Below are 22,838 nucleotides of genomic sequence, written 5' to 3'. Positions count from 1 at the left end.
CCAAGCTCGCAGGACGCGCCCCTGTATTCAATTGGAAATGAACGCGTGCGTGACTTTTTCGCCCCACTGCCAACATAAACCTTGACTCTACAATCGTTGTAGGGTTTTCACTACACTGGTAGCAAAACAAACCCAGCCAGAAAGCGCCCCGCCCATGGAACACGACCTCACACGCGGCAATGTCCTCAAGACCATCGCGGTCTTTGCCCTGCCCTATATGCTCTCGTACTTTTTGCAGATGCTCTACGGCATGGCCGACCTGTACATGATGGGACAGTTTAGCGGCGCCGCCGGCATCACCGCCGTGGGCAACGGCGCGCAGACGCTCTATATCATTACCGTGACGCTCGTGGGCCTGGCCATGGGAACGACGGTTATCGTCGGCCACGCCGTGGGCTCGCGCCGCTTCGACCGCGCCGAGACCGCCATCGGCAATACCATCACGCTGTTTATGGGTGTCTCGGTGGTACTGGCCGCTGCCTTGCTCGCACTGTGCCCGCAGATCGTGGCGCTCATTGGCACGCCGGCCGAGGCGGTCGAAGGCACCGCCGCCTACCTGCGCATTTGCTTTATCGGCATTCCCTTTATCGCCGCGTACAACATCCTCTCGGCCATCTTTCGCGGGCTGGGCGATTCGCGCTCGCCCATGTACGTGATCGGCGTGGCGTGCATCATCAACATCGCACTCGATTTTCTGTTTATCGGCCACATGGGGCTCGGCCCCGTAGGCGCAGCGCTCGGCACGGTGACCGCGCAGACGGCCAGCGTTGCCCTCGCGCTCGTGTGGCTTAAGAGCCGTCGCACAAACATCCACGTTAAGCGCAGCGACCTGCGCCCCCAGCCCGAGGTGCTCGGCAGCATTCTTAAAATCGGCGTGCCCGTGGCCGTGCAGGACGGCTGCATCCAGGTGGCGTTTATGTTTATCACCGTCATCGCCAACCACCGCGGTCTGGTCGACGCCGCCGCCGTGGGCCTGGTCGAGAAGATGATCAGCTTTTTGTTCATTGTGCCGAGTTCCATGGGTGCCACCGTCAGCGCACTCACGGCGCAAAACGCCGGCGCGGGCAAGGGCGACCGCGCGCGTCAGGTACTCAAGGACGCCATGACGATCTCGGTGGTGTACGGCTGCCTGATCACGGTGCTGATGTGGCTGGTGGCGCCGGCGTTTATTGGCTTTTTTGCCAAGGACCCCGCGGTGGTCGCGGCCGGTACCGGCTATATGCACAGTTATATTTTCGATGCAATCTTTGCCGGCATCCACATTTGCTTTAGCGGCTTTTTCGCTGCGTATGGCAAGAGCTACATCGGCTTTGCGCACAACGTGCTGGCCGTGGTACTCATTCGCGTGCCCGGTGCATGGTTGCTGTCGAACGCCTATTCCGACACGCTGTTTCCCATGGGCATCGCCTCGCCGTGCGGGTCGATTCTGTCGGCGACCATCTGTGTGGTGGCGTTTACGGTGCTCAACCGCCGCGGAACTTTTGACAAGCTGGTGGCGTAGCGAGGCGACGCAGGCCTAGCGCCTCTCCCCTGTTTTACCGAAAGGAGCGGTCCTGTGACCGACACGCCAAGTGAACACACCGAGGGCCTGCTCCGCATTGGCGAGGTGGCGCGCCTGCTCAATTTAAGCGTGGGCACACTGCGTCATTATGAGCAGATGGGACTGTTGGAGCCGGCATATGTCGATCAGGCGAGTGGCTACCGCTACTACGGAACGCGACAGCTCTCCACGCTCAACACCATCGGCAACCTGCGCGTTCTCGACTTGCCGCTGGCGCAGATTCGCGAGTTTGTCACTACGCGCGATATGGATTTGATGCAACGGCAACTGACCAAGCAACAGGAGTTAATTGAGCGCAAGCGGCGTGAGCTGGAGCGCATGTCGCGCAAGATTGACCAGCGGCTTGCCTTGCTTCATGGCGCTTTGAATGCTGATCTCGACACCATTAGCGAAATCGAGGAACCCGAACTTCGCTGCGCCGCGCTGCACGAGCGCGTCAATCCCACCGACGCCTATTCACTGGGATGGCATATCCGCCAGCTTCAGCAGGGGCAGCACGAAACCTTTGCCTATCTGGGCAATCTGGGTGTGGGCATCGCGCCCGAACGCCTCGCCGCCGGCGATTTTGATGGCTACGACGAGGTCTTTCTGCTGCTCGATGACACCGATGATTACTTGGGCGATGTTGAGACGCGACCTGCCGCGCGCTGCCTGACCATAAGCTTCCGCGGCACGCACGGGCAAGCAGCCCCACGCTACGAGCAGCTGCTCGGCTATATGCGCGAGCACGGCCTGACACCCGCCGGTCCCTCACGCGAGATCGCTCTCATCGACGACATCATCAGCGACGACCCAGCAACCTACGTGACGCAGATCACGGTGCCGGTTGCCCCAGCAAAGTAAGAACCGCCTGGAAGGCATCATGCTTTTCGGGTGGTTCTTCAATTTGGCTATCGATGCGCTAAGCCTGGGGCACCTCACCAGTCGCCAGGATCTGCTCGAGCGCGTCCTCATCCAATACAGGCACGCCCAGCTGCTCGGCCTTGGCGAGCTTGGAGCCCGCTTTGGGGCCGGCGACCAGATAGCTCGTCTTCTTTGACACACTGCCCGAAACCTTGGCGCCAAGCACCTTGAGCGCCGCGCCCGCCTCGTCGCGGGTGCGGTTGACGAGTGTGCCGGTGAGCACGAAGGTCAGACCCGCGAGTGGCTGTGCGTCGGCAAGCTCGCCTGCCACGCCAGCGTCGGCTGCGGCTTGCGCGTGCGCGGCGCCCAAGTCGACCTCGAGCGACAGGCCCGCCTGGCGCAGGCGTTCCAGCACGGCAAGGTTCTCGGGCACGGCCAGGAACTGCTTGACGCTCGCCGCAATCTTGGGACCGATGCCCTCGCACTCGGCGATGTCCTCTTCGCTCGCCAAGATGAGCTTGTCAATCGACAGGAATCGCTCGGCAATGACCTCGCCCACACTCTTGCCCACATGACGGATACCCAAGGCAAACAGCACGCGACCGAGCGGCTGGCTCTTAGACTTGTTGAGCTCGGCGATGATTTTCTCGGCCGTCTTGAGGCCCACCGGAATGGGGTCGCCCTTCTTGACGCCCTTTTTGCTGTTGGAGCTGGCATACACGCGGCCCGTGTCCAGGCCGGCGATGTCGTCGACTGTGAGCTGGTAGAAGTCCGCGACATCGTGGATAAGGCCGGCGGCGATCATCTTGTCGACGATTTCGTCGCCCAGGCCGTCCACGTCCATGCAACCGCGGCTCACCCAGTGGAGCAGGCGCTCCTTGAGCTGTGCGGGGCAGTCGATGGACACGCAGCGGTAGGCCACCTCGCCGTCCTCGTGCACCACGGGGCTGCCGCACACGGGGCAGACCTCGGGCATCTGCCAGTCAACGCTGTCGGCCGGGCGCTTGTCGAGCACGGGGCCCACGACCTCGGGAATCACGTCGCCTGCCTTGTGCACGATGATAGTGTCGCCCTCGCGCACGTTTTTGCGGCGGATCTCGTCGATGTTGTGCAGCGTGGCGCGCGCGATGGTGGAGCCGGCGACCGTCACCGGGTCGAACTCAGCGACCGGCGTGAGCACACCGGTGCGGCCCACCTGGATGCGAATCTCGCGCAGGACGGTCTGCTTTTCCTCGGGCGGGAACTTAAAGGCGATGGCCCAACGCGGCGCACGGGCGGTAAAGCCCAGGTCGAGCTGCTGTTGGAAGCTGTCAACCTTTACGACCACGCCGTCGATGTCGTAGTCCAGGTCACCGCGATGCTCGAGGGCCTGGGCACAGAACTCGTGGACCTCGGCCGGCGTGGCGCAGCGTGCCACGTTGGGGTTGACGCTAAAACCGGCGGTGCGCAGCCAGTCGAGGAACTCGCGCTGGCTGTGGACGTGCAGCGGATCGGTATCGGCAATGGCGTAGATGAAGGTGGCCAGGTCGCGACGCGCCGTGACCTTGGGATCCTTCTGGCGCAACGATCCGGCGGCGGCGTTGCGCGGGTTGGCGAAGGGGTCGCGGCCCTCGGCATCGGCTTCTTCATTTAGGCGCACGAAGCTGCCCTTGGGCATGTAAACCTCGCCGCGCACCTCGATGGCGCGCTCGCGGTCAGCGCCCATGTGGGCGAGCGCCGGCTCGGACAGGTGCATGGGCACATCCTTGATGGTGCGCACGTTGAGCGACACGTCCTCGCCCGTGGCGCCGTCACCGCGCGTAGCGGCGCGCACAAAGGTGCCGTTTTGGTAGGTAAGGGCCACGCCCAGGCCATCGATCTTGAGCTCGCAGGTATAGGTGACGCTGCCGGCACCGAGCGCGTCCTCGGCGCGCTGGAGCCACGCGTCGAGCTCGTCCAGATCCATGGCATCGTCCATGGAATACATGCGTGCCATGTGCGTGACCGGCGTAAACTGCTCGCTCACGTAGCCGCCCACGCGCTGGGTATAGCTGTCGGGCGTCACCAGGTCGGGATAGGCCGCCTCGATCTCCTGCAGCTCAACGAGCATTTTGTCGAAGGCGGCGTCCGTGATCTCGGGCGCGTCGAGCATGTAGTAGCGGTAGGCGTGGTAATCGAGCTCGTGGCGCAGCTCGGCCGCGCGCGCTGCCGCCTGGGCACGGGCGTCGGTCGGTGCGGCGGCATCCGCGCTCGCGGGCGTTTTGGTATCGATATCCACACCGTCACCAAACAGGCTCGATTGCTCCATAGCGGCACTCCTTCGCTCGATTTCAAACGGATACAAGAGTACCACCGGTCACCATGGCGCCGAATAGCTGTCTCAAACCGCACCGAATCGGCAGCCGCCGGACCGGGGTGGACAGTTAGTTCAGACCATTACGAACCAGGCCTCTTGTCAGCCCCAAGCAATCCGTTTTCCTCCGTCCCCAACGGATCAATAGGAAAAGAGGGGGCTGTCCCGCGTTGGCGGGACAGCCCCCTCTGGCTTCAAGCTATGTGATGCGGCCCGTTAGTAACCCTGGCCGTAGCCCTGGCCCTGGCCCTGCTGGCCCAGTAGCTCCTCAAGATACTGGCGCAGCTGTTCATCGGTAATACCGCCGTTGCCGGTGTCGGTCGAACTGTCGTCCTGCTGCTGGTTCTGCAGCTCCTCGTCGGAGCCCAGCTCGACGGTGACCTTCTTCTCTTCCTTGCCGCGCATGAGCGTAATCTCGACCTTCTCGCCCACCTCGTGGCTGCGCAGTGCGATGATCAGGCCGTCGGCACTCGTAATCTCGTCGTCGCCCAGCTTGGTGATGACGTCGCCCTCCTGGATACCAGCCTTGGCAGCGGGACCGTCCTCGACAACGCTCGCCACGTAGGCACCGCTATCGGTGCTCAGTTTGTTGGTACGGGCGTTGAGCGCGTTGACGCTCGAAAGCGTGGCTCCCAGGTACGGATGAACCGGCGTCTTGCCGTCGATGATTTGGTCGGCAATGTTCTTGGCGTAGTTAACGGGAATAGCAAAGCCAACACCCGAGCTGGAACCTGAGTAGCTCTCGATGAGCGAGTTGATGCCTACCAGCTCGCCGTTGTCGTTGACGAGCGCGCCGCCGGAGTTGCCCGGGTTGATGGCGGCATCGGTCTGGATCATGTTGGCATAGATGGTGTTACCGTTGGTAGAGCTCATGGCCGTGGAGCGGTAGAGCGCCGAGACGATACCGGTGGAGACAGACTGCTCGTTGCCGAACGGCGAACCGATCGCCATGACCCACTCGCCCACGTTGAGCTTGGAGGAGTCGCCGATCTCGATCGGGGTGAGCTTGGAGGCGTCTGCATCCTTGAGCTTGATGACGGCCAGGTCGCTCGAAGCATCGTTGCCCACGAACTCGGCCTCGTAGGTGGTGCCGTCGTCCATGGTCACCACGTACTGATCGTAGCCATCGACCACGTGGTTGTTAGTAAGAATGTGGCCCTCGGTATCGAGCACAACGCCCGAGCCGACGCTGCCCGAGTTGTCCGACTCGTCGGCAGACTGCGAAAGCGAGCCATTCTGGCTGCCGCTCGAAGTGGCGGTGATGGAAACGACGGAGGGCAGGGCCTTGGCAGAAACGGCCTCGGCCAACGTGGTGTCCTCGGAGTCGATCGTAATCTTTTGCGTCGACGAACCCGAAGCGCCCGCCGTCACGGCATTCTTGCCGCCACCGATATCGAGCGTACCGCTCATAATGAGCGCGATGACCAGCAGGGCGCCGCAGGCACAGCCGGCAAGCGCTGTAATAAAGATCGGCAGCTTTTTGGTCTTGGTCTTGACCACCGTGTGCTTGTTCACGACCTGCTGACCGCCCAGCGGCTGGCCGGTCTGTGTGTCATAGGCCTGCACGTAGGGAATGTTGCTGCCGGCAGGCGTCGACTCCACCTGCACGCGCGGCTGCTGCTGAGTCTCGCCGGCATTGCCAACATCTTGGGGACGCTGGGAATCGTTCTCGCTCATAGCTGCGATCCTTTCGTCAAATAACCAAAGGCCCGCCAAACACGTGGCGGGCCATCATTGTTCACGTTGAGTTGTACCCCAATATGCGGGCGTACGTGTACGAGAACGCAATCTTTTAGGAAGGCTTAAGTTCTGCTGCAAACTCGAAAGGAGCCCGCACCTGCGTCAAAACCACCACAAAGGTGTCTGTCCCCTTTGTGGTGGAAATCTAGTCCTTAAACAGATAGCCCACGCCGCGGACGGTGGTGATGTGTGCCGCGATCTGCGGGCCCACCTTGGAGCGGATGCGTCGAATGTGCACGTCGACGGTGCGCGTGCCGCCGCAGTACTCAAAGCCCCACACGCGGTGCAGCAGTACTTCGCGGCTGTAGGCGCGGTTGGGGTGCGTCGCCAAAAAGCTCAGCAGCGAGTACTCCATCAGCGTCAGGTCGATGGGCTCGTTATCGAGTGTCACCTGGTAGGTAGCCAGGTTGATCTCGAGGTTATCGATGTTGAGCACATCGTCGGCGGTGACGGTCTCCTCCTCGCCCATCAGGCGCTGCGCGCGAGCCTTGAGCTCGTTGGGCGTCGCCGTAGGGCACACAAAGTCGGCATGCGCGTGATTGGGCAGGCGCAAGGTGCCGAGCGCCTCATCGTCGACGATCACCAACATGGGGACACCGCCGCGATCGTCAAGCCACTTGGCAATCTGATCGATGCGGTCGCTGCGGATGCCATCGGAATCGAGGATCAGCAGGTCAAAGTCGTGCGCCGCAGTCGGCGAATCGGGAGTGGCCAGACTCACCTCGACACCCAGGGTGGTCGTCAAGCTGCGGGCAAACTCGTGGAAGCGCGTCGTGCGCGCCATGAACAGGGCACTCTTATCGGACATATCGGCCTCCAAAGAAATGAGCTCAATCGTACTGGAACAAGCCAGCGCGATTAGGAGTTCGCCAGGTAGTGCTTGATCTCCCACTCGGTGATCGTAGACTCAAACTTATGCCACTCGTCGCGCTTCTTTTTGAGGAAGAAGCTGTGGATGTGCTCGCCGAGAGCATCCTTCATAAACTGCGAGTCCTCAAACACGTCGAGCGCCTCTTTGAGCGAGCGAGGCAGCGGCGCGTAGCCGGCCTCGACCATCTGACGGTCGGTAAGCTTGAGCGTCTCGGCCGTGGCCTCGGGCGGGAGTTCCAGCTTGCGCTCGATGCCGTCCAGACCAGCCGCCAGCGTGACGGCGTTGACCAGATACGGGTTGGCCATGGGGTCGGGACTGCGCAGCTCGATGCGCGTGGACAGCGGCTTGCCGGGCTTGTAGACCGGGATGCGGACCATACTCGCGCGGTTGCGCAGGCCCCACGTGGCGTACTGCGGCACGGAGTCGCCACCCGTGGTGATGCGCTTGTACGAGTTGACCGTGGGGTTGGTGATGGCGCTGATCTCGCGCGCGTGCGCTAAGATGCCGGCCATGTAGTGCTTGGCGATTTCGGAGAGGTGGTACTTCTCGTCGTCCTCGCCCCAAAAGACGTTGTTGCCGTCGTGGTCGAACAGCGACTGATGCAAAAACATGGCGCTGCCGTCCTCGCCCGCCAACGGCTTGGGCATAAAGGAAGCGTGGCAACCGCTCTCGTAGGCCTGCTGCTTAATGATGAGCTTGGCCGTGGTGACGGCGTCGGACATGCTCAGGGCCTCGGCGTGACGCAAGCTCATGCCGTGCTGCGAGCGGCCGGCGGCGTGGAAGGTGTACTCCACGGGCACGGACATCTTCTCGAGCGTGAGGACCGTGTTGCGACGCAGGTCGCGGGCGGCATCGCTCACCGAAAGATCGAAGTAGCCCACGTTGTCGAGCGGCTCGGGCGTGTGCTCGTCGGGAAAGTAGTAATACTCCAGCTCGGCGCCCACGTTGAGCAGATAGCCGGCCTTCTCGGCCTTGCGGAACATGCGGCGCAGAGCGTCGCGCGGGTCGCCGGCAAACGGCTTGCAATCGGGAGTGCACACGTCGCAGAACACGCGGGCGACGCCGTTGTGGCTCGGGCGCCACGGCAGGATCTGGAAGGTTGAAGCATCGGGGAATGCGAGCATGTCGGCTTCCTCGGGCGTGGCAAAGCCCTCGATAGCGGAGCCGTCAAAGCCAATACCCTCCTCAAAAGCGACTTCGAGGTCCTCGGGGCTAATGGCAAAGTTCTTGAGGCGGCCGAGAATGTCGACAAACCACAGACGCACAAAGCGGATGTCACGCTGCTCTACGGAGCGGAGTACGTAATCGATGTTCTGCTGGTTCATGTCGCTCCCCTTTCTTTCGGGCGGGTTTCGACTGGTCTATATCGCAGATACTATCGCAGAAAAATGTTTCCGCAGGGTTAAAGCGTATCAAGCGCTCAAAAAACGTGGGCGCGGAGGCCGTTGCGAATGAGCGGCTAGCGTTCAGATTCGGAGGCAATTTGCCTACAGGCTCGTTCCAGCGCCGGGAACTCCATCGTCACTGCATCCCAAACAACCGAACGGTCGACATTGCCGTAATCATGCGCGAGGTAATTTCTCATGCCGATAATTCCACGCCACTCAATTTCGGGATGAAGCCGCTGCGAGCGTTCCGACAACTTGCCCGCTTCTTCCGTCACCCTAAGCGCACACATCAAAAGGGAGTCCGCCAACGCCCTCGTCCGCACGTCATTTGCATGCAGAAACTGGTCCTCGGTGATACCAAAGGCCTTGATGCGCTCGTTCGTTTCAGAGATGGCATCCAAGACCTCTTGGGCGCGGAGACAGTCTGACTTACGCGCGATCATAAAGGATCACTCCTTCGCGCTCGATTACCGCGGCAAGATCGCCATCAAGATGGTCGCTCGAGACGAGGTCAACCTGCCTCCCAGTTTCTTTGCGCACCGCCTCGCCGAATGCCGACAACGCGAAAAGACCAAAGCCCTGATCGCGATCGACTTCGAGACGTAAGTCGATATCGCTATCGGCACGCGCTTCGCCACGGGCATACGAGCCAAATAGAATCACGGTTTTGATGGCGGGAATCGGGCTGGCCGCCTCACGGACGGCTGACTCAATCTGAGCAGTATCCAAAATGCCCGCCGCAGCGCTTTCGCTCGCAGAGCTTTTACCGAGTGAAGGAACAAACGGCAGCGAGCGCTCGCGCAGCATCTGTCTCATAAACATATTGACCGCAACAGACGAAGTCATGCCAAGTTCTTCGCACAGCTCGGCAAATGAATCTTTAATTGACGAGTCCACTCGCACACTCAGCACAGACGCAGCCATGGGTACCTCCTGTATGACATTGTCTATATATTATCACACAGATTAGCGCGAGGTCGAAGCGCGGTGCTCGATGTGGCCGGGGACCTCGATGCGTTTGGGAGCGAGCTTTGCGGCATCGCCCACCGTAGTGGTAACGACGTCGATGCGCTCGGACAGGCGCTCGACTACGCGCTCGGCAATGGTGAGGGTGTCCTGCGCGGCCGTGGTCACACCGCCAAAGAGCACGTGGTTCCAGGGGTAATCGTCAAACGTTGCGATCTTGAGACCCGCCGGCAACGAGGGCCCCAGCTGGGCCAGCGCCTCGGTCAGGCGCAGGAAAACCAAGCCGTTGACGGCAATGAGGCCGAGCTTTTTACCCGCATAGCCGCGGATGGTCTCGTCCAGGCGACTGACACCCTCGACACCACCGTCCGCCAAGGTGACGACCTCGCCGGCCAGGCCGCGGCGCGAGAGCTCGTCGGCAAACGCCTCGGCGCGTTCGCGACGCACGGGGCTGTCGTCGCTTGCCTCGGTGAGCAGGCACAGGCGCTCGCTGCCCGCAGAGGCCAAGGCGTCTACCAGGCCGGCGACCAGCTCACGGTTGTTAGAGGTCACCAGATCGACACCGCCGTCGGCAACATCGCGGTCGAGCAGCACGACGGGCAGGCGTCCCGCAGCCTCGGCGATCGCCTTGTCGTTGCCTCCGCAGGTATTGACGACCAGGCCGTCCACACCGGCATCGATAAGTCTGGTGAGCGACTCTGCCTCCTTGGCGGGGTCGTTGCCGCTAATGGCCGTCATGAGCGAGCAGCCGCGCGCGGCGGCGCTGGCGGAAAGCCCTTCGAGCATGGCGCTGGAGAACGGGTTAGCAATGTCGGCCAAGATCACGCCGATGAGGTTGGTACGCGAGCTGCGCAGATTGCGCGCGGCGGCACGTGGACGATAGCCGGTGCGCTCGATAACTGCCGCGATGCGAGCATGGGTTTCCTCGGTCATCTGCCCGGGGCGGTTGTTGAGATAGCGCGAGACCGTGGCCGGGCTCACGCCCGCCTCGGCGGCAATGTCCTTGATTCTCATCTGCGCCATAGCGCACCCCGTTTCCCAATTGTCGGCAGTCTGAGCCATTTTAGGCATTTTTTAAAATTCTCAGTTGCAAAACGCTGTGGGTGAGCAGCATCGTTTTTGCGTCTCGAGCAGATGCAGTGATGGGCTAGATAGACGAGTCTTTGGACAGCTCAAAGTAGTCGGGATGCAAGGCGATAACCGGGCCCTGCTCCTCGGGCATCAGGTGCAAGTGCGTCTCTGCCAGATAGCTCGCCGTGTCGGTATCGCCCCTCTTAATGGCCTCGAGAATCCGGCGATGCTGCCGACGAATCGGCTCCCAATCCAGGTCCTGCGACACCATACGCAACCAGTTGTATCGCTCAAAATGCGTGTTGACGCTCTTCATCCAATTCCACAGCATGTGACGACCGGCAATCTCAAAACACGTCTCATGAAACAGGTTGTCCAGATCGAAAAAGCGACGCGTCTCGCTATGGTCGAGCGACTCGGACTCGGCAAGAATCTGCTCGAGCCGATGCTTTTGCTCGGGCGTGGCGGCAGAGCAGCATTTAATAAGCACGCTTCTCTCGAGTTTCTCGCGCAAGAAACAGGCATTCTCGGCGTGTTCCATGCTGATCTTAGAGACGTAGGTGCCGCTCTTGGGACGCGTTTCCACCAGCTCTTGCTCGCGCAGGCGCACAAAGGACTCGCGAATGGGCGTGCGCCCGATCCCCGTCTCCTTTTCCAGACCAATCGCCGAAAGGCGCGTGCCGGGCCTGAGCTCAGCATAGATGATCTTGGAGCGCAGTGCGTTGTATGCCTGGTCTTGCAGGCTCTGATAATGCTGGTGTTGTTCCATAAAGCCCTCGGATGAAGCCCACGGTTTGTCGAATATCACCCGTAATACTATCGCATCCCCCATTCCTTCAGCTGAGGTGAAATGGGGTGCGCTCGCGTCGCCAGGATCACAAGAGCAAGCGGCGGCATCCCGAAACCCGGGACACCACCGCTGTTTTGCTATCGGATGGCGCAGAGACGCCCCTCCTCATGCGCCAAGGGATTGATTAGAGCTCGCAGGCAATCTTGTAGCCGTCGCCAATGGCGTCGCGGATGTTTCCGCACTTCTGGGCATCGCCCAGCACGTGGATGGCAACGCCGGCAGCGGCAAGGTCATCGGCCAGCTTGGTATTGGGGCGGTAGCCCATGGCAAGCACCAGCGTATCGGCATCGGCGATGGTGTGAATCTCACCGTCCTTCTCGTAGCTGATAGTGTCCTCGGTAATCTCGGTCACCTTGGCCTCGGTCAGCACGTGGACACCCTTGGAGAGCATGCGCGTGATAAGCACCGCACGACCGGCGCCGCCCTCGTTGGCGGCGAGCGTCTTGGTCATCTCGATGACGGTGACATCGCGATTGGCCGGCGACAGGTCGTTTACCAGCGGGGCCAGGTAATCGGCCGTCTCGCAGCCAACGGTACCGCCGCCCACAATGACGATCTTCTTACCCGGGAAAGCCTTGCCGCCCAGCAGGTCGTCGGCCGTCATAACCTGCTTAAAGCCCTGCATGAAGGCCGGAGCGATGGGCTCGGCGCCATAAGCCAGGACAACCTCGTAGCCCGCGTAGTCGCGCTGAATGTTCTCGGCCGAGAGCTCGGTGCCAAAGACGCACGTGACGCCGGCCTCGGCCAGGCGACGGTACTGATACTTGATCACGCGGGTGAGCTCCTGCTTTGCCGGCGGCACGGCTGCGATGCGCATCTCGCCACCCGGTTCGTCCTGTTTATCCACGAGCACCACGTTATGACCGCGCTTGGCGGCAATGTAGGCTGCCTCCATACCCGCAGGACCAGCACCCACAACGAGCACGTTCTTTGCCTCGGCGGCAGGCTCGTAGCCAGCCTCGTCGCGCTCCACGTCCGGGTTGACGGTGCAGGAGATGCGCTTGCCAAACATGATGCCGTTCAGGCAGCGCAGGCAACCGATGCAGGGGCGGATGTCGTCGGCGTTACCGGCAGCAGCCTTGTTGCAGAACTCGGCATCGCACAGATTGGCACGGCCCATCATGCAGATGTCGGCAGCGCCGTCCTCAATTAGCTCCTCGGCAATCCAGGCCTCGTTGATGCGTCCGACGGTGGCGACGGGAATGTTGACGTGCTTTTTGATCTCGCGCGAGCAGGCGGCGTGCGAGGCCTGCTGCGTGCCGGCGGCGGGAATCGCAGAGCCGCGCTTGATGGTGGTGCCGCCCGACACGTGAATCATGTCGACGCCGGCCTTCTCCAGGCGACGCGAGACGTAGATCATGTCGTTGAGGGTCAGGCCGCCGTCGGTGTACTCGTCGCCCGAAATACGGACGTCGATGATGAAGTCCTTGCCGCAGCGCTCGCGAATCTCGGCGATGACCTCGAGCAGGAAGCGCATGCGGGCGTCGAGCGAGCCACCGTACTCGTCGGTGCGCTTGTTGTAGAGCGGGGTCAAAAAGCCGCCAAGCATGCCGTGAGCGTGCGCCGCATGGACCTCGACGCCATCGACGCCAGCCTTCTGCATGCGCACAGCGGCATCGCCAAACTGATGTGTGAGCTCGTGGATCTCGTCGACCGTAATGGGGCGCGGCGCCTCGCGGGCATAGGACGGGCCCACAAAGGACGGAGCGATCAAGCGCGGCGTGCCCGGAATGTTAAAGGCCATGTAGGCGGGGTGGAAGAGCTGCGGCATGATCTTGCAGCCATACTCGTGGACGGCCGCGGCGAGCTTTTCCCAGCCGGGGATAAATGTGTCGTCGTAGCAGCACATGTCACCCGGCAGATAGGTATAGGTGGGCTCGACCGTCACGACCTCGGTGATGATCAGGCCCACGCCGCCCTTGGCGCGGGCACGGTAATGATCGACCAAGTCGTCGGTCACATAGCCATGATCGGCCAGGTTGGTGGACACCGGCGGCATAAAGACGCGGTTCTTGACCTCGGTCGTACCGACCTTGATCGGGCTAAAGAGCATTGGATAGGCGGAGGACTCCATACAGGGTTCCTTTCGTTTGAGCCGCTCGGCGGCAGTTGCTAACGTACCTATCGTATCAGTAACCGCCGCATTCGCACTCGCTCGCACTCCCCACCTTCAATCCCGACCCTCATAAAAAAGTTGCGGTGGAATACGGAGTAGATGAAGCTTTTGACAGGCAAAACAGTCCGTATTTCACCGCAACTGATGGGCGGGGTGGAATTGAGGGCTCAGATAGTCAGTCATGCCCTCATCCGCCACTTCCTCACCTACAGCGCGCCGTCCAGCATAAGGTTCACCTTGAGCACGTTGACCGTGGGCTCGCCGAACACGCCGAGGAAACGGCCCTTGGTGCACGCGGCGATGATGTCGCGCACCTCGTCCTCACTTTTGCCCGTGGCCTTGGCAAGGCGCGGAACCTGGTACTCGGCGGCATCCGGAGAGATCTCCGGGTCGAGACCGGACCCCGAACACGTCACCAGATCGACGGGCACGGCGTCCATATCGGCATCGGGGTTGGCGGCGCGGATCTTCTTCACGCGCGCATCTATCAGCTGCCGATACTCCTCACTCGCCGGGGACAGGTTGGACGGGACACCATACGCCATGAGCTCGCCGTCTTCGCCTTCGACAATTGACACGTTCTGGATACGACCCCACATGTGGGCTTCGTCATCAAAGTTCTGGCCGATGAGTTCGGAACCCACAACCTTGCCGTCGACCGTAATGAGCGAACCGTTCGCCTGATACGGGAACGCAACCTGGGCGATGCCGGTCACGACGAGCGTATAGCCCAGGCCGCAGACAACGGTAAACAGCGCGAACACGCCCAGTGCGCGCGATGTAACACCTTTGAACATACAAACCTCCACTTACATAATGCCGCATAACGCGAGCAGCATGTCGATGAGCTTGATGAATACGAACGGGGCAACGATGCCGCCCAGACCCCACACGAGCAGGTTGTGGGTCAGCAGCTGTCCGGACGGGACCTCGCGATACTTAACGCCCTTCAGCGCGGCCGGGATCAGCGCGACGATAACGAGCGCGTTATAGATGATGGCCGAAAGAACCGCGGACAGCGGGCTTGCCAGACCGAGGATGTTGAGCGCGCCAAGGCCCGGGTAGATCGGCGAGAACAGGGCCGGGATGATAGCGAAGTACTTCGCCACGTCGTTGGCCACCGAGAAGGTCGTGAGCGAACCGCGGGTCATGAGCAGCTGCTTGCCAATACGCACGACCTCGATGAGCTTGGTGGGGCTGGAGTCGAGGTCGACCATGTTGCCGGCCTCCTTGGCAGCCTGGGTGCCCGTGTTCATGGCCACGGCGACGTCGGCCTGGGCCAGAGCGGGCGCGTCGTTGGTGCCGTCGCCGGTCATGGCGACCAGGTGGCCCTCACGCTGGAACTCGCGGATCTTCTCGAGCTTGCCTTCAGGGGTGGCCTCGGCCAGAAAGTCGTCAACGCCGGCCTCGGCGGCGATTGCCGCGGCGGTGAGCGGGTTGTCGCCCGTCACCATGATGGTCTTGATGCCCATCTTGCGCAGGTCGGCGAACTTCTCCTTAACGCCGGACTTGATGATGTCCTTGAGGTACACAACGCCCAGCACGCGGCAGTTCTTGGTCACGACCAGCGGGGTGCCGCCGGCCTTGGCGATGCGCTCGACGACGTCGTCGCACTCCTGGGAGAACACGCCGCCGGCTGCCTCCACATAGGTGCGCACGGAATCGGCAGCGCCCTTGCGGATCTCATTGCCCTCGTAGTTCACGCCGGACATACGCGTTGCCGCGGTGAACGGGATGAACTCCATGCCCTTATCCTCGAGTGTGCGGCCGCGCAGCCCAAACTGCTCCTTGGCGAGCACGACGATGGAACGGCCCTCGGGGGTCTCGTCGGCCAGCGAGGAAAGCTGGGCGGCATCGGCCAGCTCCGCGGGATCGACGCCGTCGACCGGGATGAACTCGGCGGCTTGGCGGTTACCCAGGGTGATGGTGCCGGTCTTGTCGAGCATGAGGATGTCGACGTCGCCGGCGGCCTCGATGGCGCGGCCGGACATGGCCAGCACGTTGGCCTCGTTCAGACGGCTCATGCCGGCGATGCCGATGGCGGACAGAAGGGCGCCGATGGTAGTGGGAGCCAGGCACACGAGCAGCGCCACGAGCGTGGTCACGGCCGTGGGGTTGACCATGTCGTTAAGACCGGACGAGAAGCAGGAGTAACAATACAGGGCCAACGTGACCAGGATAAAGACGATGGAGAGGGCCACCAGGAAGATCTCCAGAGCAATCTCGTTAGGGGTCTTCTTACGCGCGGCACCCTCGACCATCGCGATCATCTTGTCCAGGAAGCTCTGGCCGGGCTCGCTGGAGATCTTGACGATGATCCAGTCGGACAGCACCGTGGTACCACCGGTAACGGCAGAGCGGTCGCCGCCAGCCTCGCGAACCACGGGTGCAGACTCGCCGGTGATGGCCGACTCATCAACCGAGGCGGCACCCTCGATGACATCGCCGTCTCCCGGAATCTGCTCGCCGGCGCGTACGATCACCAGGTCGCCGCGCGTGAGCTCGGTGCCGGGAACGACGGTGAAGTGCTCCTTGTCCTCAACGGACTCGATGCGATGGGCCTCGACATCCTTCTTGGCCGCACGCAGGGAATCGGCCTGGGCCTTACCGCGGCCCTCGGCAAGCGCCTCAGCGAAGTTCGAGAACAGGTCGGTGAGCCACAGGATGACCGCGATGGCGACCACATAGTAAGTGGGCACACCCGCGTCCTGCACACCGAAGATGGAAGCGACGGCCAGGACGGAGGTCATGACGGCGGAAAGCCACACCAGGAACATGACCGGGTTTTGAATCTGGACGCGAGGATCCAACTTGGCAAACGAGTCGCGGACCGCGCGGCCCATCATGTCTTTTTGCATAGCCATAAATCTGCGCCCTCCTTTACGCAATCATCTGGAAGAACTCGGCAACGGGGCCAAGCGCCAGGGCCGGGAAGAAGCTCAGAGCACCGATCAGCAGAACGATGAACACGAGCAGGAATACGAACATGCCGTTGGTGGTAGACAGGGTACCGGCGCTCTCGGCGACCTTACCTTTCTTGGCCAGCGAGCCGGCGATAGCCAGCGTACCGATGATGGGCATGAAGCGGGCGAACAGCATCTCGAGGCCGAGCATGACGTTGATCCAGGGAATGTTGCAGTTCATGCCTGCAAACGCCGAGCCGTTGTTGCCGCCGCATGAGGTGAAGGCATACAGCACCTCGGAGAAGCCGTGCGCGCCACCATTGTTGAGCTGGTCGGCAAGACCGGGCACCATGCAGGCGATGGCCGAGCACACCAGAATGGCAAACGGAGTTGCCAGGCACAGGACAACTGCCCAGCGCATCTCGCCCGGCTCGATCTTCTTGCCCAGGAACTCAGGCGTGCGTCCGACCATGAGGCCGGCGATGAACACCGTGAGGATGGCGAAGCCGATCATGCCGTACAGGCCGCAGCCCACGCCGCCGAAGACGACCTCGCCCAGAGCCATCTGGAGCATCTGGACAAAACCGCCCAGCGGGGTGTAGGAGTCGTGCATGGAGTTAACCGAGCCGTTGGAAGCAGCCGTCGTGAAAGCGGACCAGGTGGAAGAGGAGGCGATACCGAAGCGGCTCTCCTTGCCCTCCATGTTGCCGCCGGCCTGACCGTCGGTCATCTCGATGTTGGCCGCTCCGCCATCGGCCAGCTGCGGTGTGCCCGCATGCTCGTTGAGGGCGATGATGCCGGTGAAGATCACCAGCAGGATGAACATGGCGGCAAAGATGGCCTTGCCCTGCTTGGTGTTTTTGACGCCGATACCGAAGGTGAAGCAACAGGCGGCCGGGATCAGCAGCAGGCTGGTCATCTCGATGATGTTGGTGAAGGCACTGGGGTTCTCATACGGATGAGCGGAGTTCACGCCGAAGAAGCCGCCGCCGTTGGTGCCGGACTGCTTGATGGCGACCTGAGGAGCCGCGGGACCCTGGGGCAGGAACTGCTCGGTGACCACGCGTGCGCCCTCGACAACCTTGCCGTCGACCTTGACCGTGTCGCCCTCAATCTCGGCGCCGTCGATGACGCTCCAGCCGCCGTCTGCATTAGGCTGGACAGCGACGGGCTCTACGAGCTCAGCCTTCTGAGCCGGCTGGAAGTTGGAGATGACGCCACCGGCAGCCAGGCAGATGCCGAACACGAGGTTCAGCGGGATGAGCACGTACAGGACGGTGCGGGTGAGGTCGACCCAAAAGGAACCCAGACCCTGCTCCTTGACCTGACGGAAGCCGCGGATCAGCGCGAACATGACCGCGATACCGGTGCCGGCGGAAACGAAGTTCTGCACGGTGAGACCCATGAACTGCACAAGGTAGGACAGGGTGGTCTCACCGGAGTAGGACTGCCAGTTAGTGTTGGTTATGAAGGAAGCAGCCGTATTGAACGACAGGTTCCATGACACACCCGGCAGGTGCTGGGGATTGCCTGGCAAGAAGGACTGAAGCACCTGGAGTGCCACAAGAGCCACGAGGCCGATCCCCGAAAAGACCAGCACGCTCGCCAGATAGCGCCTACACCCCATCTGCTCTGCCGCGTCGATGCGAAGCAGACGATAGACGCCACGCTCCACAGGAGCAATCACAGGCGACAGGAACGTATGCTCACCATCCATGATATGGGCCATGAACCGACCGAGCGGAACGGCCAGGACGACGAGCACGGCAAAGTACAAGATGTACTGAATCGCAGCGTCCATAGTTTACGAATCACTCCTCATCAGAATGTAGATGTAATAGATAAGGAGTCCAATGCAGACGACTCCGATGATGGGAATGAGGATGTCCATTCACCGCCCCTTTCACGCGCGGTCCGATGCCTCGGACGCCTGCTCTCGCAAGCGCCTGGGGACAGTAAACGCTTCTAGGGATTAAAGAGGCGTGAGGGCTGGGGCTCACGACCTTAAGATGCCGTAAAGATGCAGGTAGAAAGCACTATTGCTGCTGCAGTGCGCCTATACTCGACCTCGCGAGCATACAGCGGCGCCCTCACCGCGTATGCACGCATGGACAACGCTTCAGAAAGGCTACGCTATGCAGCGCGACGCATCGGACACTCGCGTCAATCCAGACCTCATCCTCAAGGCAATTGAGAAAGACGAGGTCGCCGACGACGCTCGAACCAGCCGGGGACACCTCAAGATTTTCTTTGGCTACGCTGCTGGCACAGGTAAAACCTATGCGATGCTTCAAGCCGCCCACGCCGCCAAGCGGCGAGGTGTCGATGTCGTCGCGGGATACATCGAGCCGCACGAACGTCCGGCAACTGCCCATCTTGCACAAGGGCTTGAGAACGTGCCCTGTAAACTCATCGAGCACAACGGCATTGCGCTCAGCGAGTTCGATCTAGATACGGCTATCGAACGCGCCCCTCAGCTCATCCTTGTCGACGAGCTTGCCCATACGAATGCGCCGGGGTCTCGCCACGACAAACGCTATCAAGACGTCGAGGAACTTCTACATGCGGGCATCGACGTCTATACGACCGTGAACGTTCAGCACATCGAGAGCCTAAACGACATGGTTGCATCCATCACCGGCGTTGTCGTGAGCGAACGAATCCCCGACCGTATCTTCGATGATGCCGACCAGGTCGAGCTCGTCGACATAGAGCCCGAAGACCTACTTGAGCGCCTTCGCGCCGGCCTCGTCTACCGTCCCGCACAAGCCGACCGAGCGCAACAGCATTTTTTTACCGTCGAGAACCTCACCGCACTCCGAGAAATCGCGCTGCGCCGCTGCGCCGATCGCACCGGCCACCTCACAGATGCCGCACGCGTGCTGGGAAACCGTGACTACTACACCAGGGAGCGTATCTTAGTCTGTGTCTCCCCGGCGCCGACCAATCCCCGCATCGTCCGTGCCGCCGCACGCATGGCGAAAGCGTTTCGCAGCGAGCTCGTCGCCCTGTTCGTAGAGAGCCCGCGCACGCAAGCCATGAGCGATGATGAGCGCGCCAAGCTTGCAGCCAATATCGCCCTAGCCGAGCAGCTCGGAGCACATATGGAAACCGTCTATGGCGACGACATCGCGTTTCAGATCTCCGAGTTCGCGCGCCTGTCGGGTATTTCGAAGATCGTCATGGGGCGCACGGGCGAGCGCAGCAGCGTCCGTCAGGCCCTCTTCGGCCGCAAATCTCTCGTAGAACAGCTCATAACATTCGCCCCGAACCTCGACATTTACATCATTCCAGACCAGTCGACTCCGCCCTCCCGGCCCAAAGGACGCCGCCGCGCGGTCGCCCTGCAGCCGCCCAGCAGCCGAGACGTGCTTCGCACGCTGGCCCTCTCTCTTGTCGCCACGGCGATCGGCACGGCTTTCCGCCATCTGGGATTTGCCGATTCCAGCATCATATCCCTCTATATCCTCACGGCCCTGCTGACCGCCGTCACCACGACGGGGCGTATCTGCACGATCGTATCGAGCGTACTCTCTGTAGTGCTTTACAACTTCTGCTTCGTCACGCCTCTGTTTTCGCTCGCCAGCTACGACCGAAGCTATCTGGTCACGTTCGGCATCATGTTCGCTACCGCTATGGTCGCCGGCGAGTTAACTGCGCGCATCGCCGACAACGCCCGTACCTCCGCCGAGAACGCATTCAAAACGCGCGTACTCCTCGAAACGAACCAGCTCTTGCAGCAAGCCCATAGCGCGGAGGAGTGTGCCCGCGTCGCCATGAACCAACTCGTCAAACTGCTAAAACTCGACGTGGTCTTCTACACCGCCGAACACGGCACGCTCGGCAAGGCGCTCTATGAGTCCGCTGGCACCGAAAACCGATCCGCGTCGCTGCTCACCGACTACGAGCGCGCCGTTGCAACCTGGACCTACACCAACAACAAGCGCGCGGGCGCAAGCACGCGGACCCTGCCTGAGGCGCGCTGTCTCTACCTCGCGGTTCGCACCGGCGACAAGGTATTCGGTGTCATCGGCATCGACCTGGAGGGGCGCGAGATCGAAGCCTTCGAGCATTCGATCGTCCTATCTATCGTAGGTGAATGCGCCTTGGCGCTCGAAAGTGACCGGGCGGCGCAAGAGCGCGAAGAGGCTGCGGTCTTGGCGAAAAACGAGCAGCTGCGCGCCAACCTTTTGCGCTCCATCGGCCACGATTTGAGGACACCCCTCACGGCTATATCCGGATCTGCGGCAATCCTTCGGAAGAGCGACGAGAGGCTTAGCCTCGAACAACGCTGCGATCTTGCCGATGCCATCTACGATGACTCCCTCTGGCTTATCGATACCGTGGAGAACCTCCTCGCCATCACACGCGTCGAGGACGGCACCATTCGCCTCAACTTAACATCCGAGCTCATCGACGAGGTCATCGAGGCCGCCCTCAGCCATGTCGCCCAAGCATCGCATGGACGTGCCGTCACCATCGAGCACACTGACGACATCCTGCTGGTACGCATCGACGTCCATCTCATCATGCAGGTGCTTACGAATCTCATCATGAACGCCTTCAAATACACGCCCGAGGACTCGACTGTCACCATCAGCGCACGTCGCGAGGGTGCGTTCGTCGTGGTGGACGTCGCAGACGATGGGCCGGGTGTGGCAGACTGCGACAAGCCTCATATCTTTGAGCGCTTCTTCACCTCAAGCAATACGCAGCCCGTGGATTCGCGTCGAAGCATCGGCCTTGGGCTGTCGCTCTGCCGCTCCATCGTGGAGGCACATGGCGGCGTCATCGAAGTTCGCGACAACCACCCCCATGGGGCCGTCTTCCGTTTTACCCTGCCCGCCGAGGAGATCGAGATTCATGAATAATGCCGCTAAGCCACGCATCCTCCTGGTCGAAGATGACCTGACCGTTCAAAACCTCGTTTCGACCGCGCTTGACCTCCACGGCTACGTCGTGAGCAAGGTTTGCAACGGCCAGGCTGCCATCATGGATGCGGTGTCGCACGGTCCCAGCCTCATCATGCTCGACCTCGGCCTTCCCGACATTGACGGTATCGAGGTCATCACGAAGATCAGAAGCTGGTCGGCAGTCCCCATTATCGTCATTTCGGCGCGCTCCGAAGATTCCGACAAGATTGCAGCACTTGACGCAGGGGCAGACGACTACCTCACCAAGCCCTTTTCTGTGGATGAGTTGCTCGCGCGCGTCCGTGCGAATTTGAGGCGCTCCTCGATGGCGTCGAGCGAGTCGACAGAAGCGAGCACGTTCGACAACGGTCCGCTGCATATCGACTACGCCGCGGGATACGCGACGAAAGACGGACGCGAGCTCTCGCTCACCCCAACCGAGTACAAATTGCTCGTCCTTCTGGCGAAAAACGTCGACAAGGTGCTCACCCACACCTTCATCACCCGCGAGATATGGGGCACGAGCTGGGACAGCGATCTGGCGAGCCTGCGCGTGTTCATGCGCACCCTGCGCAAGAAGATCGAGGCAGACCCCTCTCACCCCAAGATGATTCAGACGCACATGGGTGTCGGGTACCGCATGCAGCGTCTCTAGCCCACCCCACAAAAAAGTTGCGGTGGAATACGGAGTAGATGAGGCCTTTGACAGCCAAAACAGTCCGTATTTCACCGCAACTGATGGGTGGGATGGAGTTAGAGGCCCAGGTAGTTGGTCATGCCTTCGACGGCGAGCTTAGCGCCTGCCACGGCATGAACCACGGTGAGCGGGCCGTTGACCACATAGTTAGCGATACCCCAAAAATACTCTTCAACTCGCCGCGCTCGCGTCCAAATGCACAAAGCGCCCCGCGAACGGATACTCGCGAGGCGCCTGGATGCCTGGACCTTATTTGATACCGCGACCCAAGTCTTCGGCAATTTTGTCCACGCCCTTAAGTGCGGCGCAGGTTTTTTTGTTGGAACAATGTCCCGTGCAAACGCCGCCCTGAGCGCAGTCGGCGCAGGTGCCCTTGCGATAAATGCGCACGCACACGGCGACAAACGCAATACCGATAATAGCCAGTACAACAATATCGATAGGTGCCATAGCAAGCCTCCTCTAGTTAACCATCACTTACTTTACCCCATTCTCCACCTGCCAAAAAGGGACAGGTATATTTTGGTCGGTTTTATCTGCGGAAACGCCACATCTCCCTCACCAAAAAGCCCGAGTGTCGCTGGGAC

18 protein-coding genes are annotated in these 22,838 nt (G+C 61.3%); 4 read left to right on the top strand and 14 right to left on the bottom strand.

All coding sequences use genetic code 11. The features are described from left to right. Positions 1-154: 154 nt before the first annotated feature. Entirely contained in the window at positions 155-1,501 is a 1,347-nt protein-coding gene (locus PMX70_RS05725) for an MATE family efflux transporter (RefSeq protein ID WP_271743126.1), read from the top strand. 54 nt (positions 1,502-1,555) lie between these two features. Beyond that, positions 1,556-2,404: a MerR family transcriptional regulator gene (locus tag PMX70_RS05720; RefSeq protein ID WP_271743125.1), complete on the top strand. Its 849-nt coding sequence runs from the start codon at positions 1,556-1,558 to the stop codon at positions 2,402-2,404. A gap of 58 nt (positions 2,405-2,462) precedes the next feature. On the opposite strand, the gene ligA is transcribed toward PMX70_RS05720, so the two are convergent. The 12 genes from ligA to kdpA form a co-directional block, all read right to left on the bottom strand. Next, entirely contained in the window at positions 2,463-4,691 is a 2,229-nt protein-coding gene (gene ligA / locus PMX70_RS05715; protein WP_271743124.1) for an NAD-dependent DNA ligase LigA, read from the bottom strand. Between the two features lie 261 nt (positions 4,692-4,952). Then, positions 4,953-6,413: a S1C family serine protease gene (locus PMX70_RS05710; RefSeq protein WP_271739812.1), complete on the bottom strand. Its 1,461-nt coding sequence runs from the start codon at positions 6,411-6,413 to the stop codon at positions 4,953-4,955. Between the two features lie 208 nt (positions 6,414-6,621). Further along, positions 6,622-7,284: a response regulator transcription factor gene (locus tag PMX70_RS05705; protein ID WP_089573201.1), complete on the bottom strand. Its 663-nt coding sequence runs from the start codon at positions 7,282-7,284 to the stop codon at positions 6,622-6,624. Between the two features lie 50 nt (positions 7,285-7,334). After that, on the bottom strand, positions 7,335-8,672 hold the full coding sequence (locus tag PMX70_RS05700) for a glutamine synthetase family protein (protein WP_148331700.1): 1,338 nt from the start codon (positions 8,670-8,672) through the stop codon (positions 7,335-7,337). A gap of 134 nt (positions 8,673-8,806) precedes the next feature. After that, on the bottom strand, positions 8,807-9,178 hold the full coding sequence (locus PMX70_RS05695; protein ID WP_148331701.1) for a HepT-like ribonuclease domain-containing protein: 372 nt from the start codon (positions 9,176-9,178) through the stop codon (positions 8,807-8,809). Beyond that, entirely contained in the window at positions 9,165-9,659 is a 495-nt protein-coding gene (locus tag PMX70_RS05690; RefSeq protein WP_148331702.1) for a type II toxin-antitoxin system RelB/DinJ family antitoxin, read from the bottom strand. The genes PMX70_RS05695 and PMX70_RS05690 overlap by 14 nt, the downstream gene beginning before the upstream one ends. A 42-nt stretch (positions 9,660-9,701) precedes the next feature. Then, positions 9,702-10,724 carry a LacI family DNA-binding transcriptional regulator gene (locus PMX70_RS05685; RefSeq protein WP_271739813.1) on the bottom strand — a complete coding sequence of 341 codons (1,023 nt, stop codon included), beginning with the start codon at positions 10,722-10,724 and terminating at the stop codon, positions 9,702-9,704. A gap of 124 nt (positions 10,725-10,848) precedes the next feature. Next, a complete protein-coding gene (locus PMX70_RS05680; RefSeq protein ID WP_148331704.1) occupies positions 10,849-11,541 on the bottom strand; it encodes a GntR family transcriptional regulator in 693 nt (230 codons plus the stop codon). Positions 11,542-11,746: 205 nt separating this feature from the next. Further along, complete coding sequence (locus tag PMX70_RS05675) at positions 11,747-13,696, bottom strand: NAD(P)/FAD-dependent oxidoreductase (RefSeq protein WP_148331705.1); 1,950 nt, start codon at positions 13,694-13,696, stop codon at positions 11,747-11,749. Positions 13,697-13,944: 248 nt separating this feature from the next. Further along, entirely contained in the window at positions 13,945-14,535 is a 591-nt protein-coding gene (gene kdpC, locus PMX70_RS05670) for a potassium-transporting ATPase subunit KdpC (protein ID WP_148331706.1), read from the bottom strand. A 12-nt stretch (positions 14,536-14,547) separates the two neighbouring features. Next, entirely contained in the window at positions 14,548-16,602 is a 2,055-nt protein-coding gene (kdpB, locus tag PMX70_RS05665) for a potassium-transporting ATPase subunit KdpB (RefSeq protein ID WP_148331707.1), read from the bottom strand. 16 nt (positions 16,603-16,618) lie between these two features. After that, complete coding sequence (kdpA, locus tag PMX70_RS05660) at positions 16,619-18,442, bottom strand: potassium-transporting ATPase subunit KdpA (RefSeq protein ID WP_271729063.1); 1,824 nt, start codon at positions 18,440-18,442, stop codon at positions 16,619-16,621. 334 nt (positions 18,443-18,776) lie between these two features. On the opposite strand from kdpA, the gene PMX70_RS05655 reads away from it, so the two are divergent. Further along, the gene (locus PMX70_RS05655) at positions 18,777-21,512 is read left to right on the top strand and encodes a sensor histidine kinase (RefSeq protein ID WP_271729062.1); all 2,736 of its coding nucleotides are present in this window, start codon (positions 18,777-18,779) and stop codon (positions 21,510-21,512) included. Next, positions 21,505-22,209 (top strand): response regulator, encoded by a 705-nt coding sequence (locus PMX70_RS05650; RefSeq protein WP_118328368.1) that lies wholly within the window; start codon positions 21,505-21,507, stop codon positions 22,207-22,209. The genes PMX70_RS05655 and PMX70_RS05650 overlap by 8 nt, the downstream gene beginning before the upstream one ends. A 98-nt stretch (positions 22,210-22,307) precedes the next feature. Here PMX70_RS05650 and PMX70_RS05645 read toward each other — a convergent pair whose 3' ends face one another. Beyond that, positions 22,308-22,454: a hypothetical protein gene (locus PMX70_RS05645; RefSeq protein ID WP_271743123.1), complete on the bottom strand. Its 147-nt coding sequence runs from the start codon at positions 22,452-22,454 to the stop codon at positions 22,308-22,310. A gap of 46 nt (positions 22,455-22,500) precedes the next feature. Continuing rightward, positions 22,501-22,701: a hypothetical protein gene (locus tag PMX70_RS05640; RefSeq protein WP_117797110.1), complete on the bottom strand. Its 201-nt coding sequence runs from the start codon at positions 22,699-22,701 to the stop codon at positions 22,501-22,503. Positions 22,702-22,838 lie beyond the last annotated feature (137 nt).

The sequence above is a fragment of the Collinsella aerofaciens genome, from assembly GCF_028206795.1.
Classification (GTDB): domain Bacteria; phylum Actinomycetota; class Coriobacteriia; order Coriobacteriales; family Coriobacteriaceae; genus Collinsella; species Collinsella aerofaciens_AX.
This window is presented reverse-complemented; position numbering and strand designations above follow the sequence as displayed.

What these genes read in the sequence shown, in the direction of transcription:
- PMX70_RS05685 (WP_271739813.1), bottom strand. Translation starts at nt 10,724, where the DNA reads ATGGCGCAGATGAGAATCAAGGACATTGCCGCCGAGGCGGGCGTGAGC.
- kdpA (WP_271729063.1), bottom strand. Translation starts at nt 18,442, where the DNA reads ATGGACGCTGCGATTCAGTACATCTTGTACTTTGCCGTGCTCGTCGTC.
- PMX70_RS05695 (WP_148331701.1), bottom strand. Translation starts at nt 9,178, where the DNA reads ATGATCGCGCGTAAGTCAGACTGTCTCCGCGCCCAAGAGGTCTTGGAT.
- PMX70_RS05675 (WP_148331705.1), bottom strand. Translation starts at nt 13,696, where the DNA reads ATGGAGTCCTCCGCCTATCCAATGCTCTTTAGCCCGATCAAGGTCGGT.
- ligA (WP_271743124.1), bottom strand. Translation starts at nt 4,691, where the DNA reads ATGGAGCAATCGAGCCTGTTTGGTGACGGTGTGGATATCGATACCAAA.
- PMX70_RS05650 (WP_118328368.1), top strand. Translation starts at nt 21,505, where the DNA reads ATGAATAATGCCGCTAAGCCACGCATCCTCCTGGTCGAAGATGACCTG.
- PMX70_RS05640 (WP_117797110.1), bottom strand. Translation starts at nt 22,701, where the DNA reads ATGGCACCTATCGATATTGTTGTACTGGCTATTATCGGTATTGCGTTT.
- PMX70_RS05725 (WP_271743126.1), top strand. Translation starts at nt 155, where the DNA reads ATGGAACACGACCTCACACGCGGCAATGTCCTCAAGACCATCGCGGTC.
- PMX70_RS05700 (WP_148331700.1), bottom strand. Translation starts at nt 8,672, where the DNA reads ATGAACCAGCAGAACATCGATTACGTACTCCGCTCCGTAGAGCAGCGT.
- kdpC (WP_148331706.1), bottom strand. Translation starts at nt 14,535, where the DNA reads ATGTTCAAAGGTGTTACATCGCGCGCACTGGGCGTGTTCGCGCTGTTT.
- PMX70_RS05705 (WP_089573201.1), bottom strand. Translation starts at nt 7,284, where the DNA reads ATGTCCGATAAGAGTGCCCTGTTCATGGCGCGCACGACGCGCTTCCAC.
- PMX70_RS05710 (WP_271739812.1), bottom strand. Translation starts at nt 6,413, where the DNA reads ATGAGCGAGAACGATTCCCAGCGTCCCCAAGATGTTGGCAATGCCGGC.
- kdpB (WP_148331707.1), bottom strand. Translation starts at nt 16,602, where the DNA reads ATGGCTATGCAAAAAGACATGATGGGCCGCGCGGTCCGCGACTCGTTT.
- PMX70_RS05690 (WP_148331702.1), bottom strand. Translation starts at nt 9,659, where the DNA reads ATGGCTGCGTCTGTGCTGAGTGTGCGAGTGGACTCGTCAATTAAAGAT.
- PMX70_RS05655 (WP_271729062.1), top strand. Translation starts at nt 18,777, where the DNA reads ATGCAGCGCGACGCATCGGACACTCGCGTCAATCCAGACCTCATCCTC.
- PMX70_RS05680 (WP_148331704.1), bottom strand. Translation starts at nt 11,541, where the DNA reads ATGGAACAACACCAGCATTATCAGAGCCTGCAAGACCAGGCATACAAC.